At 31.6% G+C, this 17,264-nt stretch carries 20 protein-coding genes; 15 read left to right on the forward strand and 5 right to left on the reverse strand.

Annotated features, from left to right (window positions below; translation table 11 throughout):
- The 5 genes from RYO54_RS11840 to RYO54_RS11860 form a co-directional block, all read left to right on the forward strand.
- The coding region (locus RYO54_RS11840) for a S9 family peptidase (protein ID WP_315118876.1) at window positions 1–1,887 on the forward strand (1,887 nt) is incomplete at its 5' end.
- A gap of 820 nt (window positions 1,888–2,707) precedes the next feature.
- Window positions 2,708–3,400, forward strand: a complete 693-nt coding sequence (locus RYO54_RS11845) for a DUF969 domain-containing protein (protein WP_315118877.1) — start codon at window positions 2,708–2,710, stop codon at window positions 3,398–3,400.
- Window positions 3,401–3,417: 17 nt separating this feature from the next.
- Window positions 3,418–4,374: a DUF979 domain-containing protein gene (locus RYO54_RS11850; RefSeq protein WP_315118879.1), complete on the forward strand. Its 957-nt coding sequence runs from the start codon at window positions 3,418–3,420 to the stop codon at window positions 4,372–4,374.
- Between the two features lie 49 nt (window positions 4,375–4,423).
- On the forward strand, window positions 4,424–5,065 hold the full coding sequence (gene pcp, locus RYO54_RS11855; RefSeq protein WP_315118881.1) for a pyroglutamyl-peptidase I: 642 nt from the start codon (window positions 4,424–4,426) through the stop codon (window positions 5,063–5,065).
- Between the two features lie 11 nt (window positions 5,066–5,076).
- Window positions 5,077–5,499, forward strand: coding sequence for a gamma-glutamylcyclotransferase family protein (locus RYO54_RS11860; protein WP_315118884.1), 423 nt, complete (start codon window positions 5,077–5,079; stop codon window positions 5,497–5,499).
- A 232-nt stretch (window positions 5,500–5,731) separates the two neighbouring features.
- Here the strand turns inward: RYO54_RS11860 and RYO54_RS11865 are convergent, their stop codons facing one another.
- Window positions 5,732–6,418 (reverse strand): winged helix-turn-helix domain-containing protein, encoded by a 687-nt coding sequence (locus tag RYO54_RS11865; protein WP_315118886.1) that lies wholly within the window; start codon window positions 6,416–6,418, stop codon window positions 5,732–5,734.
- Window positions 6,419–6,525: 107 nt separating this feature from the next.
- Between RYO54_RS11865 and RYO54_RS11870 the strand changes: the two genes are divergently transcribed.
- On the forward strand, window positions 6,526–7,311 hold the full coding sequence (locus RYO54_RS11870) for an isocitrate lyase/phosphoenolpyruvate mutase family protein (protein WP_315118889.1): 786 nt from the start codon (window positions 6,526–6,528) through the stop codon (window positions 7,309–7,311).
- A 221-nt stretch (window positions 7,312–7,532) separates the two neighbouring features.
- Here RYO54_RS11870 and RYO54_RS20205 read toward each other — a convergent pair whose 3' ends face one another.
- Window positions 7,533–7,694 carry a P1 family peptidase gene (locus tag RYO54_RS20205; RefSeq protein WP_399549448.1) on the reverse strand — a complete coding sequence of 54 codons (162 nt, stop codon included), beginning with the start codon at window positions 7,692–7,694 and terminating at the stop codon, window positions 7,533–7,535.
- 167 nt (window positions 7,695–7,861) lie between these two features.
- On the opposite strand from RYO54_RS20205, the gene RYO54_RS11875 reads away from it, so the two are divergent.
- Complete coding sequence (locus RYO54_RS11875) at window positions 7,862–8,164, forward strand: ribosomal protein L7/L12 (protein ID WP_315118891.1); 303 nt, start codon at window positions 7,862–7,864, stop codon at window positions 8,162–8,164.
- Window positions 8,165–8,265: 101 nt separating this feature from the next.
- On the opposite strand, the gene RYO54_RS11880 is transcribed toward RYO54_RS11875, so the two are convergent.
- The 3 genes from RYO54_RS11880 to RYO54_RS11890 are packed head-to-tail and all read right to left on the reverse strand — an operon-like array spanning window position 8,266 to window position 10,096.
- Window positions 8,266–9,414 carry a sodium ion-translocating decarboxylase subunit beta gene (locus tag RYO54_RS11880; RefSeq protein ID WP_315118893.1) on the reverse strand — a complete coding sequence of 383 codons (1,149 nt, stop codon included), beginning with the start codon at window positions 9,412–9,414 and terminating at the stop codon, window positions 8,266–8,268.
- Between the two features lie 17 nt (window positions 9,415–9,431).
- Window positions 9,432–9,761 (reverse strand): biotin/lipoyl-containing protein, encoded by a 330-nt coding sequence (locus tag RYO54_RS11885; protein ID WP_315118896.1) that lies wholly within the window; start codon window positions 9,759–9,761, stop codon window positions 9,432–9,434.
- A 35-nt stretch (window positions 9,762–9,796) separates the two neighbouring features.
- On the reverse strand, window positions 9,797–10,096 hold the full coding sequence (locus RYO54_RS11890; protein ID WP_315118898.1) for an OadG family transporter subunit: 300 nt from the start codon (window positions 10,094–10,096) through the stop codon (window positions 9,797–9,799).
- A 288-nt stretch (window positions 10,097–10,384) separates the two neighbouring features.
- Here RYO54_RS11890 and RYO54_RS11895 point away from each other — a divergent pair, with 288 nt between their 5' ends.
- The 8 genes from RYO54_RS11895 (at window position 10,385) to RYO54_RS11930 (ending at window position 17,249) form a co-directional block, all read left to right on the forward strand.
- Complete coding sequence (locus RYO54_RS11895) at window positions 10,385–11,170, forward strand: IclR family transcriptional regulator (RefSeq protein WP_315118901.1); 786 nt, start codon at window positions 10,385–10,387, stop codon at window positions 11,168–11,170.
- A 175-nt stretch (window positions 11,171–11,345) separates the two neighbouring features.
- Window positions 11,346–12,116, forward strand: a complete 771-nt coding sequence (locus RYO54_RS11900; protein ID WP_315118904.1) for a 5-oxoprolinase subunit PxpA — start codon at window positions 11,346–11,348, stop codon at window positions 12,114–12,116.
- Window positions 12,117–12,128: 12 nt separating this feature from the next.
- The gene (locus tag RYO54_RS11905; protein ID WP_315118906.1) at window positions 12,129–13,346 is read left to right on the forward strand and encodes an NRAMP family divalent metal transporter; all 1,218 of its coding nucleotides are present in this window, start codon (window positions 12,129–12,131) and stop codon (window positions 13,344–13,346) included.
- A 26-nt stretch (window positions 13,347–13,372) separates the two neighbouring features.
- Window positions 13,373–14,116: a 5-oxoprolinase subunit PxpB gene (gene pxpB / locus RYO54_RS11910; protein WP_315118909.1), complete on the forward strand. Its 744-nt coding sequence runs from the start codon at window positions 13,373–13,375 to the stop codon at window positions 14,114–14,116.
- Complete coding sequence (locus tag RYO54_RS11915) at window positions 14,116–15,147, forward strand: biotin-dependent carboxyltransferase family protein (protein ID WP_315118912.1); 1,032 nt, start codon at window positions 14,116–14,118, stop codon at window positions 15,145–15,147. Before pxpB ends, RYO54_RS11915 begins: the two co-directional genes overlap by 1 nt.
- Window positions 15,148–15,413: 266 nt before the next feature.
- The gene (locus RYO54_RS11920; protein ID WP_315118914.1) at window positions 15,414–16,037 is read left to right on the forward strand and encodes a TetR family transcriptional regulator; all 624 of its coding nucleotides are present in this window, start codon (window positions 15,414–15,416) and stop codon (window positions 16,035–16,037) included.
- 21 nt (window positions 16,038–16,058) lie between these two features.
- On the forward strand, window positions 16,059–16,622 hold the full coding sequence (locus RYO54_RS11925) for a GNAT family protein (RefSeq protein ID WP_315118916.1): 564 nt from the start codon (window positions 16,059–16,061) through the stop codon (window positions 16,620–16,622).
- Window positions 16,623–16,805: 183 nt separating this feature from the next.
- Window positions 16,806–17,249, forward strand: a complete 444-nt coding sequence (locus RYO54_RS11930) for a hypothetical protein (protein WP_315118919.1) — start codon at window positions 16,806–16,808, stop codon at window positions 17,247–17,249.
- Window positions 17,250–17,264: the final 15 nt, after the last annotated feature.

A 17,264-nucleotide genomic window follows, 5' to 3' on the forward strand; every position in this document is an offset into this window, starting at 1 on the left:
AAAAACGTAGCATTTGTCAAGAAGACAGCTAACTGGAAAGACAATAAATATGGGAATCATGTATGGATATATGAAAAAGATAAGGGGCAATGTTACCCATTAACAACTAGGGATATAGAAAGTACGTACCCATTATGGTCTCCAAATTCTAGAGATATCGCATATCTTAGCCCAGTTGGTGACGAGGATAATAAGAAAAACCAGATATTTATTAAGTCAATAGATGGTTCTAGTGGGGTTCAAATTACTAATGAAAAAGAAGGGGTAAGTAAATTCAAATGGGATCCTACTGGCAAGGGTTTTTATTATGTTGCACAGTGTAAAGAATCTGAGGTGATAAAGAAACGCAAGGAACTATATGGAGATTTCCATCATATAGGTAAGGAATACCAGAATAATTGTTTATATTACATTGAAATAGAAAAAGTGATACAAAATGATAAAGATGAACACGAAAATAGTGTTGTTTGTCAACTAACTGATGGTAAAGACTTTCATATCTATGAATTTGATATTTCAAATGATGGGAAAAAGGTTGTATTTATGGCTACACCAAGCCCAGACGGGGAAGATTATATTAATGGAGATCTATATATACTATATATTAAAGCTGGAGAACTACAAAAGATGAATATAGACAAGTTGTTGGGAGGGAGCGTTTGCTTTTCTCCTGAAGGTAGTAAAATATGTTACTCAGCAAGCATAAGGGAGAAGGATTACTATAAGACCTATATAGAAGACAGTACACTAGAGATATATGATATTAACAGTAGAGAGCTAATTCAACCTTTAACGGATTTTGATAGTACGGTAATTCCATTACGGTGGACAGCTAAAGGAATTTTAATTAGATGGCAGAATAAAACTAATTATCTTATTGGGTTGCTATCTGAGAATGGCAATGTGGAAATGTTCAGCGAAAAAGTAAATAGCTTTATAATGGATGCTTCTATAACAAAGGATGGAAATCATATATCCTATAATAAGGCTATAATAAATGAAACCTTTGAAATCTATTTAGACGATAAAAAGATAACGAATGAAAATAGCTTTTTTAAAGGAAAGCTTAAAAGTAAAAAGGAGATAATTTCATGGCAAAGTAGTGATGGTCTTGAAATAGAGGGAGTTTTATCTACCCCAGTAGAGTTAGACGAAAATAAAAGATACCCCTTATTAGTGGTAATCCATGGTGGTCCGGCCTGGGCATCCTTTCCAATGTTTTTAGACTATTTTAATGAGAAATATCCTATTGAACAGTTTGTCGAAAAAGGATTTATAGTTTTAGAACCAAACTACAGGGGAAGTTCTGGTTATGGTAATGAATTCTTAAAAGCAAACTATAGAAAACTGGGAATTGGTGACTACAATGATGTTATATCTGGAGTGGATAAACTAGTTGACAAGGGGATTGCAGATAAGGATAGAGTAGGGGTTATGGGATGGAGCCAAGGAGGATATATATCAGCTTTCTGTTCTACATATAGTGATAGATTTAAGGCTATTTCAGTGGGAGGTGGAATTAGTGATTGGATTACCTATTATGTAAATACAGATATACCTCAATCTATTAGGATTTATTTAGGAGATAATCCATGGAATGATCCAGAGATATATACCAAAACTTCACCAATGACATACATTAAATCAGCCTGCACTCCCACTTTGATACAACATGGTGAAAAGGATGAAGGGGTTCCAGTTCCAAATGCATATGAGCTATATCAAGGCCTAAGGGATATGGAAGTTGATACAGAATTAATTATATTTAAAGGAATGGCATATAGTTCTGATCAGCCAGGAATTAATGTGGCTATTATGAAGCAGAATTTGATGTGGTTTTCACACTATATTCTTGGAGAAAGTATGAAAGATTTTAGGGTTTTATGATTAATAAATAGATATCTTCACAGGATACATAAGGATGAAACAGTCTTCATAAGGAAGCTCTTTTTTTCTTATTTAGCCTGTGATTGTAGCTCTATGATTTCCATGTGAATTTCCCCTGTATAATACTCTAGCAACTACATTGACTTATAATTTTATAGCAACGTTATGGCATTAAGCTCCCTTTACCTTTTTAGGGGTACGGAAACGATTCGTGTAAAAACTGCAATAGGATAAAAACGTGGCTCAGACATGGAAAATTACATATTTGCCACGTTTTCTTCTTATAAAAGATTAATTAGACCTAGAAGGCAAAGTAAAGATAAGAAATGGATACTTCAGTACAGCTGATTTATCTACGGGACAAAAAAAGATATATTAAATAAAATGATCAAACTTTTTAACACCTACAAAAAAATTTTATAGGTTTGTAAAAAAGTTAAACCCTTTAGAAGAAAATTGAATCAAAATAATAACTAGAGATATACTATGCTTAGAGAAGTATAGTATATAAATGATAAAAGAATATAAAAGCGTAAAGACTATACATTCTCATTTATTTAGAGAGTGTGTAGTCTTTATTTTTTAGTGATATATTAAATTACTCCCAAATAATAAACCCAATTCCAAAGCCACATAGTTGATTTAGGCATAATTCTGTATTCATGCGTGGTTTATTAATTCACAGAGTTTATTTGATACAAAAAATAAACAATATTTATAATATTACAAAAAACATTTATTTTTGTAGCGTATAATACAAAAATAAATTTTATATTTTGGTATTATATAATATAAAAATACAAAGGGGAGATTTGATAAAGTGATAAAGTTAATTGGTATTTTAATTATTTTGATAGGTTTTATTATGAAACTAGATACTATTGCAGTTGTTGTTTTTGCAGGAATTGCTACGGGGCTTGTATCTGGAATGTCATTTAATGATGTTATGACAACACTTGGAAGGGCATTTGTAGAAAATAGATATATGTCAATATTTATTATTTCTCTACCTGTTATAGGACTCTTAGAGAGATATGGTCTTCGTGAAAGAGCAGCTTATTTAATTAGTAAACTTAAGTCTGCAACTGTAGGAAGATTGACATCACTATATTTAGTAATAAGAACAGTTGCAGCAATGTTTGGTATAAGAATAGGAGGTCATGTTCAATTTATAAGACCACTTATATTACCAATGGCAATGGGTGCTGGAGAAAGTAGATATGGAAAAATTGACAAAGAAGATATTGAAACCATAAAGGGTCTTGAAGGTTCTGTTGAAAATTATGGTAATTTCTTTGGTCAGAATTTCTTTGTTGCATCTAGTGGAGTTCTTTTAATTGTTGGTGTTATGAAGGAGCAAGGATATATAGTTGAAGCAGTTGATGTTGCTAAAGCTTCATTGCCTATTGCACTAGCTATAATGGTTATAGGTACTATACAATTTCTATATTATGATAAGAAATTTGATAAAAAATATAAATCACAACCAAAATCTCAAGATGATAAACAATAGGTTAGGAGGGTGAAGTTATGTTAAAGGATTCGTTAACAGAGATAATGTATATTTTAATTGGTATGGTCTGCTTTTTTTCAGTATATGTAACTATAAAAGATAAAAACCACCCTTCAAAGCTTCCTACTGCACTTTTCTGGGGTATTCTAGCATTCATCTTCACATTTAGTAGGATTGGACTCATATGGGGGAATAAAGACATATTTATAAATGATACAATCATAGGATATCTTGTTTTACTAATGTCTATAATTTCAGCACTTAAACTTGTAAAATATAATAAATTTAGTGAATCATCTAAGGAATTTAAAGAAAAAAATGCTAATTTAATAGGAAATAAGATATTTATACCTGCAGTAGCCCTTGCAATAGTTGCTTTTATTGTGGCGCAATTTTGGACACAACAGATTGGTTCACTTGTAGCTTTGGGAGTTTCAGTTGTAGTAGCCTTAATACTTGCACTTGTAATTACCAGAGGAAAAGTTAGTGAAATGGCTGAAGATGGTAGGAGACTTCTTGAAATCGTAGGGCCTGTAAGTATTCTTCCACAACTTCTTGCAGCACTTGGTTCTGTTTTTGCAGTAGCTGGAGTTGGAGATGTAATTGCTAATGGAATAAAGACAGTTATTCCACAGGGAAATATACTTCTTGGAGTTATTGCATACTGTGTGGGAATGGCAGTATTCACTATGATTATGGGTAATGCATTTGCCGCATTTGCGGTTATAACTGCAGGTATTGGAGTACCATTTGTATTTGCTCAAGGTGCAAACCCAGCTATAGCTTCAACTCTTGCACTTAGTGCAGGATATTGTGGAACATTGTTAACTCCTATGGCTGCAAATTTCAATATAGTTCCAACAGCTATACTTGAAATAGAAGATAGAAAGTATGGACTTATTAAGTATCAAGCTCCAGTATCAATAGCAATACTTATTATTCATATTATTCTAATGTATTTTTGGGCTTTTTAAAATTATAGGAATTTAATTTCCTTTGGTTATATTTTCGGAGGTGAATGGAATGAAAGTATTAATAACAGGATTTGACCCATTTGGAGGAGAGAAAATAAATCCATCTTTTGAAGCGGTTAAAAAAATTGATGATAAAGTATCAGGTGCTGAAATTATAAAAGCGGAAATACCAACAGTATTTAAAAAATCCATTGAAGAAGTTGAAAGATTAATTACTAATCATAAACCTGATATAGTTATTTGTGTTGGTCAGGCAGGTGGAAGATTTGATATATCAGTTGAAAGAGTGGCAATAAATATTGATGATGCACGTATTGAAGATAATGAAGGAAACCAGCCTGTTGATAAAAAAGTTTTTGAAGATGGAGAGAATGCTTATTTTTCAAATCTACCTATAAAGGCAATGGTATCAGAGATGAGGAGTAATAACATTCCAGCATCTTTGTCTAATACAGCAGGGACTTTTGTTTGTAATCATACAATGTATGGATTACTTTATTTAATCAATAAAAAGTATCCAAATATAAAAGGTGGGTTTATTCATGTTCCTTATATTGCTGAACAGGTTATAACAAAACAAAACACACCATTTATGGATCTTGATAAAATTGGTGAAGGGTTAACTTTTGCAATAAAAGCAGCAGTGGAAAATAAGGAAGATTTAAATATTACATTAGGCAAAATATGTTAGGAGGCGATCGTATGACAAAAAAAGTTTTTGTTTATGGAAGCTTAATGGAGAATTTTTTTAACTATGATAAGTACCTTGTAGGAAAGGTATTAAAAAGGCAACCTGCAAGGGTAAAAGGTAAACTTTATCATTTAGTTAATAAAGGATACCCAGCTATGATAAAAGGAAACGACTTTGTATATGGCGAGCTAATTGAAGTTATGGATTGGGAAAATAATGTTAAGGACTTAGATGATTTAGAAAATTACTATGGAGAAGGAAATTCTAATAATGAGTATAACAGAGTATCAATTGAAGTAGAAATTTTAGAGGATAATTCTAAAGAAATTGCCCTCACATATATGTATAATTATAAAGAAGAACAGGAATTAAAAGATGAACTGTATCTTCCTAATGGAAATTGGAGATTATACAAAGAAGCGGCAGATAATTAATTTAGACTAAATTTAGGTAATTAACAAACCAAATAGTTTAAAGGAATATATTAATACAGTTGTAGAAGAATAAAGTTATGTAGTATAGTTATCCACATTGATTTAAAAAATTTATCCCCATTGTTGATAAAAAACAATCAGTAATGGGGATTATTTTTTAAACGTGAAACAAAAGCTAAATACACCATTATCGGAAAGAGGGTTAAAAGATACTAAACAAGTTATAAAGTTCCTAACCTATACAAAAGATAATGTTTAAGTTTTTTTGTCCTTCATTGGTTATGGTTAATGACCTTGAATTAGGATTTGGAGAAATCCATTCTTTTTCTAGAAAAAGTAGGTATAAGGCATTTCCTAAACTTCCAGACAAGTGATACTGTCTTTCACTCCAATCTATGCAAGAGGTACAAAAGTTTCTTTTTTTACATTTTAAACTATCTATATGAATCCCTAAGTTATTAAAAAAACCTTCTCCTTCTAACGTTAAAGTTAATTCTCCATTTTCATCTAGTATATATTTTTTCTGTATTAAGAAGTTAAAAATTTGTATACCTAGTTCACCAGCAATATGGTCGTAACAGGTTCTGGATCGTTTTAATTGTTTCATTTCACTATTTTGATTAAAAGATTTAATTTCTTTTCGAGGAGCAATAGACATAAAGTTTTCCATAATGGCTGCTATTTCTTTTTTCTTTAATCGATAATATTTAAATCTACCAGTTTTACTTGATTCTACCCAATCTAACTCTAAAAATTTAGCTAAATGATATGACGTAGTATTAGGTTTTACTTTAGCGTATTTAGAAATTTCATTTACTGTATGAAATCTTCCGTCCATTAGAACCGTTAATATATCCACCCTAGATTGGTCTGCTAAAATTTTTGTTGCTTTGACGATATCTGGTACTCCTGATGACATAAGTATCCCTCCTTGTGAGTTTATTATAATATGTCCATATCTCAATGACCATAGATATATTTAGAATATATAATAGCTTTTATAGAGATAGTAGAGGAGGAGTAAGGATGAAGAGAGAAAGTACAATGGTTTTACCATATGCTTGGGATGTAATGAGTGCTAGAATTTTTGAACGAAAAGGATTTTCACATATTGCTACAACTAGTGCAGGTATTGCATTATCTCGTGGCTATGAGGATGGCGAGAAAATTCCTGTAGATGATATGTTAGAGACAGTGAAAAGTATTATAAATGCTGTAAAAATTCCTGTTATTGTTGATATTGAATCAGGGTATGGTGATTCTGTTGAGAAAGTATTAGAAATAGTGAAAACACTTATTTCATTTGGGGCAGCAGGAATTAATATTGAAGATGGCACTAATAAATTAGAACAACCATTACACAGTATTGAATTTCAAGTAGAAAAAATTAAAGCGATAAGAAAGTATGTTAATCAGCAAAATATGTCATTTATCATAAATGGTAGAACGGATGTTTATTGGTTAGGGATCAATGATTATAAAGAAGCATTAAATCGATCTATTTTATATTATGAAGCAGGAGCAGATAATATATTTATCCCAGGCGCTTCAACTTATGAGTTGATTTTAAAATTAAAGAGGGATCTACCTTGTCCATTAAATATTTTAGTGGCAGAAGGAACACCTTCATTAGAAGAGTTATCTAATATAGGAGTGGAAGTATTAAGTTTAGGTTCAGCCCAATATAGGGCAACTGTTTCTAATTTAGAAAATACTTGTGACGATATAGTAAAGCACCAAAGTTTAAAAACAATTACGGAAGAAGTTATTTCCTATAAGGCTATTTCAGACTATGTAAAGGTAGGTAAATAAGGAATAATATCAAGTGATTCTTAGCTTCAGCTGGAGTTTGCTTAAAAGGAATACTTACTCCAACTGAAGCTTAGAAGAACTTATCCAGGGACGTAGCATCCGTTATGCACAGCATAAGAACTCTAAATCGCTGAAGCTCAAGAGTTCTAATATCTCCCACTTGTAGAAAAGCGATGGGAGTATTACGGATGGTAGTCATCGGATAAAAGAACTAATACTGTTCATATAGTTTTTCCAAAACCATTCATTGCATAAACTGCACCATAAAGTTTTTCTTTAAATATATTTCCTTCATGAAGTATTATAGAAGTTACACCAGTATTAACATCCTCAGATTTTAATGTAGCATGTCCAATTTTTAGTGAATAATAGGAAATGCATATTAAATTTGGTTAATTTTATGTAATTAGATATGATACAATAATAATTGTAAATTGATAATATACTTACATTCATATCAGTATTATATGATAAATAATTAATTAATGCTGGGCATTGAAGGTAATTATAGAAATTATTTATCATCAAGGATAGAGAGGAGAGACAAGATATGAACGATACAACTATTTGGGCTATCATAATGGGACTAGCAGCATTAATGATAGGTATATCAAGCAATGTTAGTCAATTGCGAAAGGATATTGCACGTATAAATATAACCTTAGATAAGATTGCTAAAGAAATTGGAGTGCCTGATACAGTTAAAGAGAATATAGATATTGAATTAAAAAGTCTTATTTCACAAGGCAAAAAGATTGAAGCAATTAAAAGGTATAGAATAGTTACTGGCGTTGGCTTAAAAGAAGCGAAAGAATATGTTGATTCTTTAGTTGAACATCAATTTAAATTATAGGACATGAAATGGAACGGAAAGAGATTATTGAAATAAAGAGAGAAAATCAGGAGAAAAAACCTGACCTTCTCTCTTGTTTTTAAGAGAATAACTATATATTATTATCCGAAAAGAGCTAAAAGTACTCCAGCAGCAACTGCTGAGCCTATAACCCCTGCCACATTAGGACCCATTGCATGCATAAGAAGATAATTTGAAGTATTTTCCTTTTGACCTTCAATTTGAGAAACTCTTGCAGCCATTGGAACTGCTGAAACTCCGGCAGAACCTATAAGAGGATTGATTTTTCCACCAGATAAAAAGTACATAAGCTTTCCTAAAAGCAAACCACCTATTGTACTGAATGCAAATGCAAGAAGTCCAAGAGCTATAATTTTTAAGGTCTCCGGTGTTAAGAATGTCTCTGCTTTAGCAGTGGCTCCTACTGTAGTGCCAAGAAAAATGGTAACTATATTGATCAATTCGTTTTGTGCTGTAGTAGAAAGTCTTTCAACAACCCCAGACTCCCTAAATAGATTTCCCATCATCAACATTCCTATAAGAGGCGCTACAGAAGGAAGCAATAAGACTGTAAGTACCGTTACAACTATAGGAAATACTATCTTCTCAACTTTGGATACTTCTCTAAGTTGTTCCATTTTCACTTCTCTCTCCTTCTTTGTAGTGAGTAATCTCATTAAAGGAGGTTGTATAAGTGGTATTAGAGCCATATAAGAATAGGCGGCAATTGCTATTGCTGGAAGTAACTCTGGAGCGAGTCTTGTTGTTAAATATATTGCAGTAGGGCCATCTGCACCGCCAATAATACCTATTGAAGATGCAGCTTGAGGGGAGAAACCTAGTGCAATTGCGATAATAAAAGCCGCAACAACACCGAATTGGGCAGCCGCACCTAAAAACAAACTCGAAGGTCTAGCGATAAGAGGACCAAAGTCTGTCATTGTACCAATTCCTAGAAATATTAAAGAAGGATAAATTCCTAATTTAACACCTGAATATAAATAATAAAGTAATCCCCCTGGTTCCGAAGAATTTGCTAGTGGACTAGACATTATCCCTGTAGAAGGTAAATTAGCTAGGAGAACCCCAAAAGATATAGGCAAAAGTAAAAGGGGTTCAAACTCTTTTTTGATTGCTAGATATATCAAGACAAAAGCAATAATAATCATTACTAATTGTCGCCATGTTAGTGCTGCAAAACCAGATTCATTTAACAATTTTATAATTGTATCTCTAAATGAAAAAGACATATATATCCTCCTCCCTACTATTCAATCACGGCAAGAACATCATTTGTATCAACAGAGGCTCCCTTTATAACTCGAATTTCTTTAATAATTCCGCCCTTAGGGGCTGTAATTTCATTTTCCATTTTCATAGCTTCAAGTATAAATAAAGTATCACCTTTTTTAGCACTATCTCCTGGATTTACTTTTATATCTATAATTGTGCCAGGCATTGGAGATTTTAATAATTCACTTATTATGCTTGTATCTTTAACTGGCTGTTGTGCATTATTAACAGTGACTTCTTCTCCAGTACTGCCTATTACCTCAACTTCATATCTTTTGTTATCAACAGTAATGATATATTTCATTTCAGTGTTACCTCCCTATAAAATAATAATGTAATTTATAAATCAAGTGGTTTTATAGATTTGATTTTAAGTGAATTTAAAGGAGTATTAGAGGCATAGCTTATTGAAGCTATAATAATTGCAACAGTTTTTTCATCAACATTTGAAAAATCAGTTCCAGTAGTTGATAATTCTAGAGTATTTTCATCTGGAGTAATGATATTTAAGGCTTTTTTATCTTTAAGAGAATTAAAGAAACTGGATTGTAAACTTAAAAAAAGACTTAATGCTATAAGAACAATAAAAACTATAGCCATAACAAATAAAGCCACTAATATGCTCTCATGTATTGACATAAGAATCCCCCTTTCCATATATAAACTTTCAAATTATTAATCTGATTTAAATAATGAACCATCGGTTTAATATATTTATATGCTCGCAGATGGAAAATATATTGCTTATATGAAAATAAGATAATTAAATATATTTACATAATTCGGCATTAGCGTATTAGTGTAAAGTAAAGCGTGGGTTTATTACATGGATAGGAATTGTAAATTTTTCCATATTGGAGTAAACTATCATATAACGGGATTTTTAAGATAAGATATGTGCAAATTAAAGGGGGAATAAAGAAGGCAATGTCAAAAGAACAGAATAATATCAATAACAGTTTAGATAAAGCATTGGAGCTTTTAGAGTATTTTACTAGAGAATGTCCTATTAGGGGATTAAGTGAAATTAGTAGAGATTCATCTATTCCTAAGGCTACAGTGTATAGATTGCTTAGTACCTTTGAGAAAAATGGATTTTTACAAAAAGTTGATATTCAGGGACAACAAAATCAATATAAACTAGGTATGAAATTTTTTGAACTAGGAATGCTTGTATCTGAATCAATAGAGTTGAAAGAAGTTGCACTTCAGTTAATGAAAAAATTAAGAGATTTACTTAATGAAGATGTCCAATTAATTATGCGAGATGAAAATCATGCCATTTATATTGAGAAATTAAACTGTACTCATCCTGTAAGGCTATTTACAAGGATAGGAAGAACGGCACCTTTAAGTGGTGGAGCTTGTGCAAGAGCCATATTATCTTTTTTAGATGATGAGGATATAAATGAAATTTTAAATAAGGAGCCTTTAGTAAAGTATACGGAAACCACTATTGTTGATAAAGAAGAACTATGGAAGAAGATAGAGGAAAGTAGAAGTCAAGGCTATACTATTAGCTTCGGAGAATTAGAACCCCAGACCGTTTCAGTAGGAGTACCCATATTTGATTATTATGGAAAAGTTGCGGCTTCTATTAGTGTTGCAGGGCCGGAGCAACGATTTAATGATAATTCATTACCTTTGATTATAAAAGAAACACAAAAAACTGCTCAAGAAATATCTAAGATTTTAGGATATAATCCCAAATAAAAGTTTAACAAATAATTTGTAATTTTAAAATATCTAAAGAGCTAAAAAAATACTTTAGCTCTTTTTATATATAAATTATTAAAATTTAGTGAATATTTCCCTGTTGTAATATCATAAGCATAAATAAACCATCGGTTTAATATTTAAAAAGGTGATTATTAAGGGGGAGGTTAAAATGCTTAAGGTTGATTTGAACAGTGATTTAGGAGAAAGTTTTGGAAATTACAAGATAGGATTAGATGAAGAAGTGATAAAATATGTTACCTCAGTGAATATTGCTTGCGGATGGCATGCTGGAGATCCTGAGGTTATGGAAAAGACTATTGAAATAGCGAAAGAAAATGGAGTGGCAGTAGGAGCTCATCCTGGTTTTCTAGATTTAATGGGATTTGGGAGGAGAAATATTTCAGTAAATCCACGTGAGATGAAAGCTTATATAAAATATCAATTAGGAGCACTTATGGCATTTGCAAAAGCTAAAGGAGAGAAAATACAACATGTAAAGCCTCATGGAGCTATGTATAATATGGCTGCAAAAGATTCAGCACTGGCAATAGCAACAGCTGAAGCTATATATGAAGTGGACGAGGATATTATTTTATTAGGGCTTGCTAATAGTGAGCTAATTAAAGCAGGAAAACATGTAGGCTTAAAGGTTGCTAACGAAGTGTTTGCTGATAGGGCATATAACGCTGATGGAACATTAGTAGCAAGATCACAAAAAGGTGCTGTTATTCATGATGCTGATATTGCTATATCTAGGGTTATAAGAATGGTAAAGGAGAAAAAGGTTACATCAATAACTGGTGAGGATGTTGAGATAAATGCTCAGTCAATATGTGTACATGGGGATAATCCGGAAGCTGTGAAATTTGTTAAAAAAATTAAAACAAAGCTTCAAGAAGAAGGCATTGAAGTGACAGCAATTTCAAACTTTATAGAATAGAAGGAGGTAACCATGGACACAAAAAGAGAGGAAGTAGCAAAGAATTCAAAGATAAAGTTTACTAATATAAATGCTCTTATAGGTGCTGCAACTATTATGGCAACTTCGGCTATAGGACCAGGGTTTTTAACTCAAACGGCTCAATTTACAGGTGAATTTGCTGCAAGTTTTGCATTTGTAATATTATTATCTATTATTCTTGATATTGGCGCTCAAGTAAATGTGTGGAGAGTTATTGGTGTGTCCGGTATGAGAGGACAAGATATTGCAAATAAGGTTGTACCTGGGCTTGGCTATTTTGTTGCTTTTATAGTTGCACTAGGAGGGTTAGCCTTTAATATTGGGAATGTTGGTGGTGCAGCTTTAGGATTAAATGTTCTTTGTGGACTTAATGTAAAATATGGTGCTATTATTTGTGGACTGATAGGGAGTATGATTTTTTTATCTAAAGAAGCAGGCGCGCTAGTAGATAAATTGACAAGAACTTTAGTTATATTAATGATTATCATTGTAGCTTATGTGGCAATTAAGACACAGCCTCCTGTTGGAGAAGCACTTTTTAGAAGTGTTGCCCCTAAAAATCCTAAAGGCTTGTTACTGCCGATTGTTACCTTACTTGGAGGAACAGTAGGTGGATATATTACCTTTTCAGGTGGACATAAATTAATTGATTCTGGTATTACAGGAATAGATAATGTTAAAAAAATTACAAATGCTGCTGTTCTTGGTATTGTTATTGCATCAATTATGAGGGTTTTAGTATTTTTAGCAGTGTTAGGTGTCGTAAGCAAAGGAATTGCATTGGATCCTTCGAATCCTGCAGCTTCTGCCTTTAAAAGTGGAGCAGGAATGGTAGGTTATAAACTATTTGGTGTTGTATTATTATCAGCAAGCATTAATACGGTAATAGGAGCGGCTTATACATCCGTTTCTTTTTTAAAGACACTTCACCCATTTATAGAGAAATATGAAAAATACTTTATTGTAGGATTTATTGTTTTTTCCACAATGATTGTGGCATTCGTAGGAAAACCTGCAAATCTACTTATTTTAGCAGGAGCTCTTAATGGATTAATATTGCCAATTACTATAGGTGTAATGTTAGTAGCTTCTAGAAGGAAGGATATTATGGGAGAGTATGAACATCCTACTTGGCTGTTATTGTTTGGTATATTGATAGTTGTTATTGCTGGATATGCAGGAGTAATGTCTTTATCAAATATATTTTAGAAAATAAATATTTAGGAGGCAATAAAATGTATACGGAAACAAAGTATTTAACAGCTGGAGATAAAGCTTTAACCATCGAATATGGTAATGAAATATCTGAAGATATAAGTAATAAGGTAAGATCAATGATGGTTGCCTTGGAATCAAACGAAATAGAAGGAATAATAGAAGTTGTTCCTACCTATCGTTCTTTAATGATTCATTACGATGCTTTAATTATAGGATATGATGATTTAATAAAGGAATTAAAGTTATTGGAAGACAAACTTGAGGATATTTCTTTACCAGAGCCTGAAGTTATTGAAATACCTACAGTGTATGGAGGAGAATATGGACCGGATATTGAAAATGTTGCCAAGCATAATGGAATAACTGTAGAGGAAGTAATAAAAATACACAGTTCTAAAGAATATCTTATTTATATGTTAGGTTTTACACCTGGATTTCCTTACCTTGGAGGGATGGATGAAAAGATTGCTACACCAAGATTAAAGGAACCAAGAACAAAAATTGATAAAGGATCTGTAGGAATTGCAGGAAGCCAAACGGGAATATATCCTATTGATAGCCCAGGGGGATGGCAATTGATCGGTAGAACACCCTTAAAACTTTATGAACCTAATAGAGAAGTTCCAATACTTTTAAAAGCAGGTAACTATATTAAATTTGTACCTATTTCTAAAAATCAGTATAAAACTATAGAGAAAGCTGTAAATAATGGAACTTATAAATATAAGACTTATATCAAAGAAAGGGGGAAGAGGGCATAATGGGAGAGATAAAAATTAAAAATCATGGACTCTTAACATTGATACAAGACAATGGAAGATATGGTTATCAGCAATTTGGTGTCCCTGTTTCAGGAGTTATGGATAGTTTTTCTCATAGAATAGCTAATATTTTATTAGGAAATAATGAAAATGAGGCCCTCTTAGAAGCGACTATATTAGGACCTGAAATAGAATTTATGGACGACTCTTTAATTGCTATTACAGGGGGAGATTTAGACCCGGTTTTAAACGGTGAACCCATATCTATGTGGGAAAGTGTATATGTAAAAAAAGGAGATATATTAGCTTTTAATGGTATTAAAAATGGGTGTAGAAGTTATATAGGATTTGCAGGTGGTATACAAGTTGAAAAAGTTATGGGAAGTAGGTCTACTTATGTTAAAGCTAAGATTGGAGGACTTCATGGAAAGAGCTTAAAATCAGGAGATGTTTTTAAAATAGGTGATTTAAAAGAGGGCTTAACTTCTATTGAGTATAGAAAATTGCCTGATGAATATATTCCTACCTATCCAAAAGATTTTGAGGTAAGGGTTGTTTTAGGACCTCAAGATGATTATTTTACACAAAAGGGATTGGATAAATTTTTATCTACTGCATATAAGGTTACTAATGAATGTGATCGTATGGGATATAGACTAGAAGGAGAAGCAATTGAACATATCAATGGTGGAGATATTATATCTGATGGTATTAATTTTGGTGCTATTCAAATTCCAAGCCATGGACAGCCAATTATTATGATGGTAGACAGACAAACTATTGGTGGATATACAAAAATTGCAAATGTTATTTCTATAGATCTTCCTAAAATAGCACAAGCAAAACCTGGCGACTCTATTAGATTTAAAAAGATAAGCATTTATGAAGCTCAGGAATTACTTAAAAAAATGGAAGAAAGTATTACTACTATTAAAAAAACTTGCATTAATAAAAATATTGTTAAAACTAGTAAACTTCTATTAAAGGTAAGTGGTGAAGAATATAATGTAAAAGTAGAAGAATTAGGGTAAATATTAATGAGGGTAGAGTTTAGATAAACAAAATCTAAACTCTACCCTTTTTTATTATTTTGCATTAAGTACTTCATTTGAAATGTATAAGAGTATTTTAAAATTATTTATTTTGAATATTGAAAACGACACTGATATCGTTTATAATGGTATATAATACATCTAAAGAATTATATTATGGTTTATTTTGAGATTGAATAAAATAAGTTAATATTTTCAGCTTTAGCCTTTAGTAAAAGTATATAAAAAAGGAGGTGAAGGCAATTATGTCACCAAAAGTAAGTGATGAGTATAAAAAGGAAAAGAAAATTCAATTATTGCAAGCGGCCAGAGGAGTATTTATTAAAAAAGGATATATACATGCTACAATGCAAGATATTATGGATGAAGCTGGAGTATCAAGAGGTGCACTTTATGCCTATTTTAATAATATTGATCATGTTTTTATGGAGGCTCTTAGATTTGATGATGAGGAAATGTTATATTTTTTTGAACCAGATGATAAATCTTTGATGTGGAGTCAATTAACTAAATGGATAAAAAAACAGGAAAAAAGTATAGAGGCAATTAATAACTCTCTTTTACTTGCTAGAGCAGAGTTTTTTCTTTCATCAAATTACATAAAAGATAAGGATAATTTTCCCTATATAAAAGAGCGTTATGAGATAACTGTGAGGGCAATAAGTGCTGTTATTCAAAAGGGAACAGATAAAGGTGAGTTTCAGCCTCGCATACCTCCAGAATCTATAGCACGTTATTTTATATCCTCTTTGAATGGCTTAATGTTAGATACGTTTCAACTAGGTTCAAAGGTAACAAATGTTCAGGAACAGCTTACAACTTTGATTTTTTCATTAGAAAAAATGCTTTGTCCTATAAAAGAAGAATAATTATATAAAGGAGTGATTGATATGCTATTTGAATCTTCAAAAATTAAGCTTAGAAAAATGACTTCAGATGATGCAGAACTTTATCATAAGTGGAGAAATGATATGGAAGTCATGGTGTCTACCAATCCTTTTTTAGATATGTATCATATGGAAGAGACAAAGGAATTTGTAAATCAGGTGATATTAGGTTCTGACTCTTCTAAAAGTTACATAATTCTTGAAAAGAAAATAGAAATACCAATAGGGATCATCTCATTAACAAACATTGATTATAAAAATCGTAATGCTGAATGTATAGTTGATATTGGAGAGAAGGATTACTGGGGAAAGGGTTATGCTACGGAGTCAATGAGATTGTTACTTGATTATGGGTTTCTTGAAATGAACCTACGCAGGGTATACCTTAGAGTGTTTTCTTTTAATGAAAAAGCCATAAAATTGTATGAAAAAATAGGATTTCAATACGAGGGAAAGTCTCGACAGAGTTTATTTAGAAAAGGTATTTGGCATGATATTATTCATATGGGTATTCTAAAGGAGGAATATATAGATGAATCTATCAGATATTCAAGACAAGATAAATAAATTTACTGAGGATAAACTTATAAATTCAAGAGTTGATGTTAGAATAATCTTCTAACTAATAATAATTAGCCATTGACAACTAATCTTGACTATTTTGGTTTTTTTTGTTAGTGTATAGTTAGTAAGGTATATTGAATTAATTATAAAAATATATCTGTAACTAAAGTCTGGAGGATGAGTATTATGGGGATTTTAGCTAATGAAATAAATTTTGATAGTCTAATAACAAACTTGGGAAATTGTTGTTTAACGGAAGAAAAGTGTAAGAGTTGTAGTAAAGATGGATGTTTAATAGCCTATTCAAAAGAGGGTGTGAAGAACTGCTTGAAGAATAGTGTTAGTTATGTGGAAAATGGATGTGAAAACATTCCCTTAGTGGACACTAAAGTATATGATGAAAATAATTTAATTATTGCTATAGCAGATATTCTTAATCAATGTAGAAGTTGTAGAGAAAATCATTTTGATAATTGTGTAATAAATGTTTTAAGAAATTGTTATGAGGTAGCTTTGGTTGGGGAAGTTCAAAGGTATAAAGGGAGCACATTGATTTATTTAAGTGATATAAAGAATCTTAATCCAGAGATAGGAGCCAAGATAATGGATAAATATAATATGCTTAAATAATTATAGTAACATAAT

This window comes from uncultured Clostridium sp. (genome assembly GCF_963515715.1).
In the GTDB taxonomy this organism is placed as follows: Bacteria; Bacillota; Clostridia; order Clostridiales; family Clostridiaceae; genus Clostridium_AW.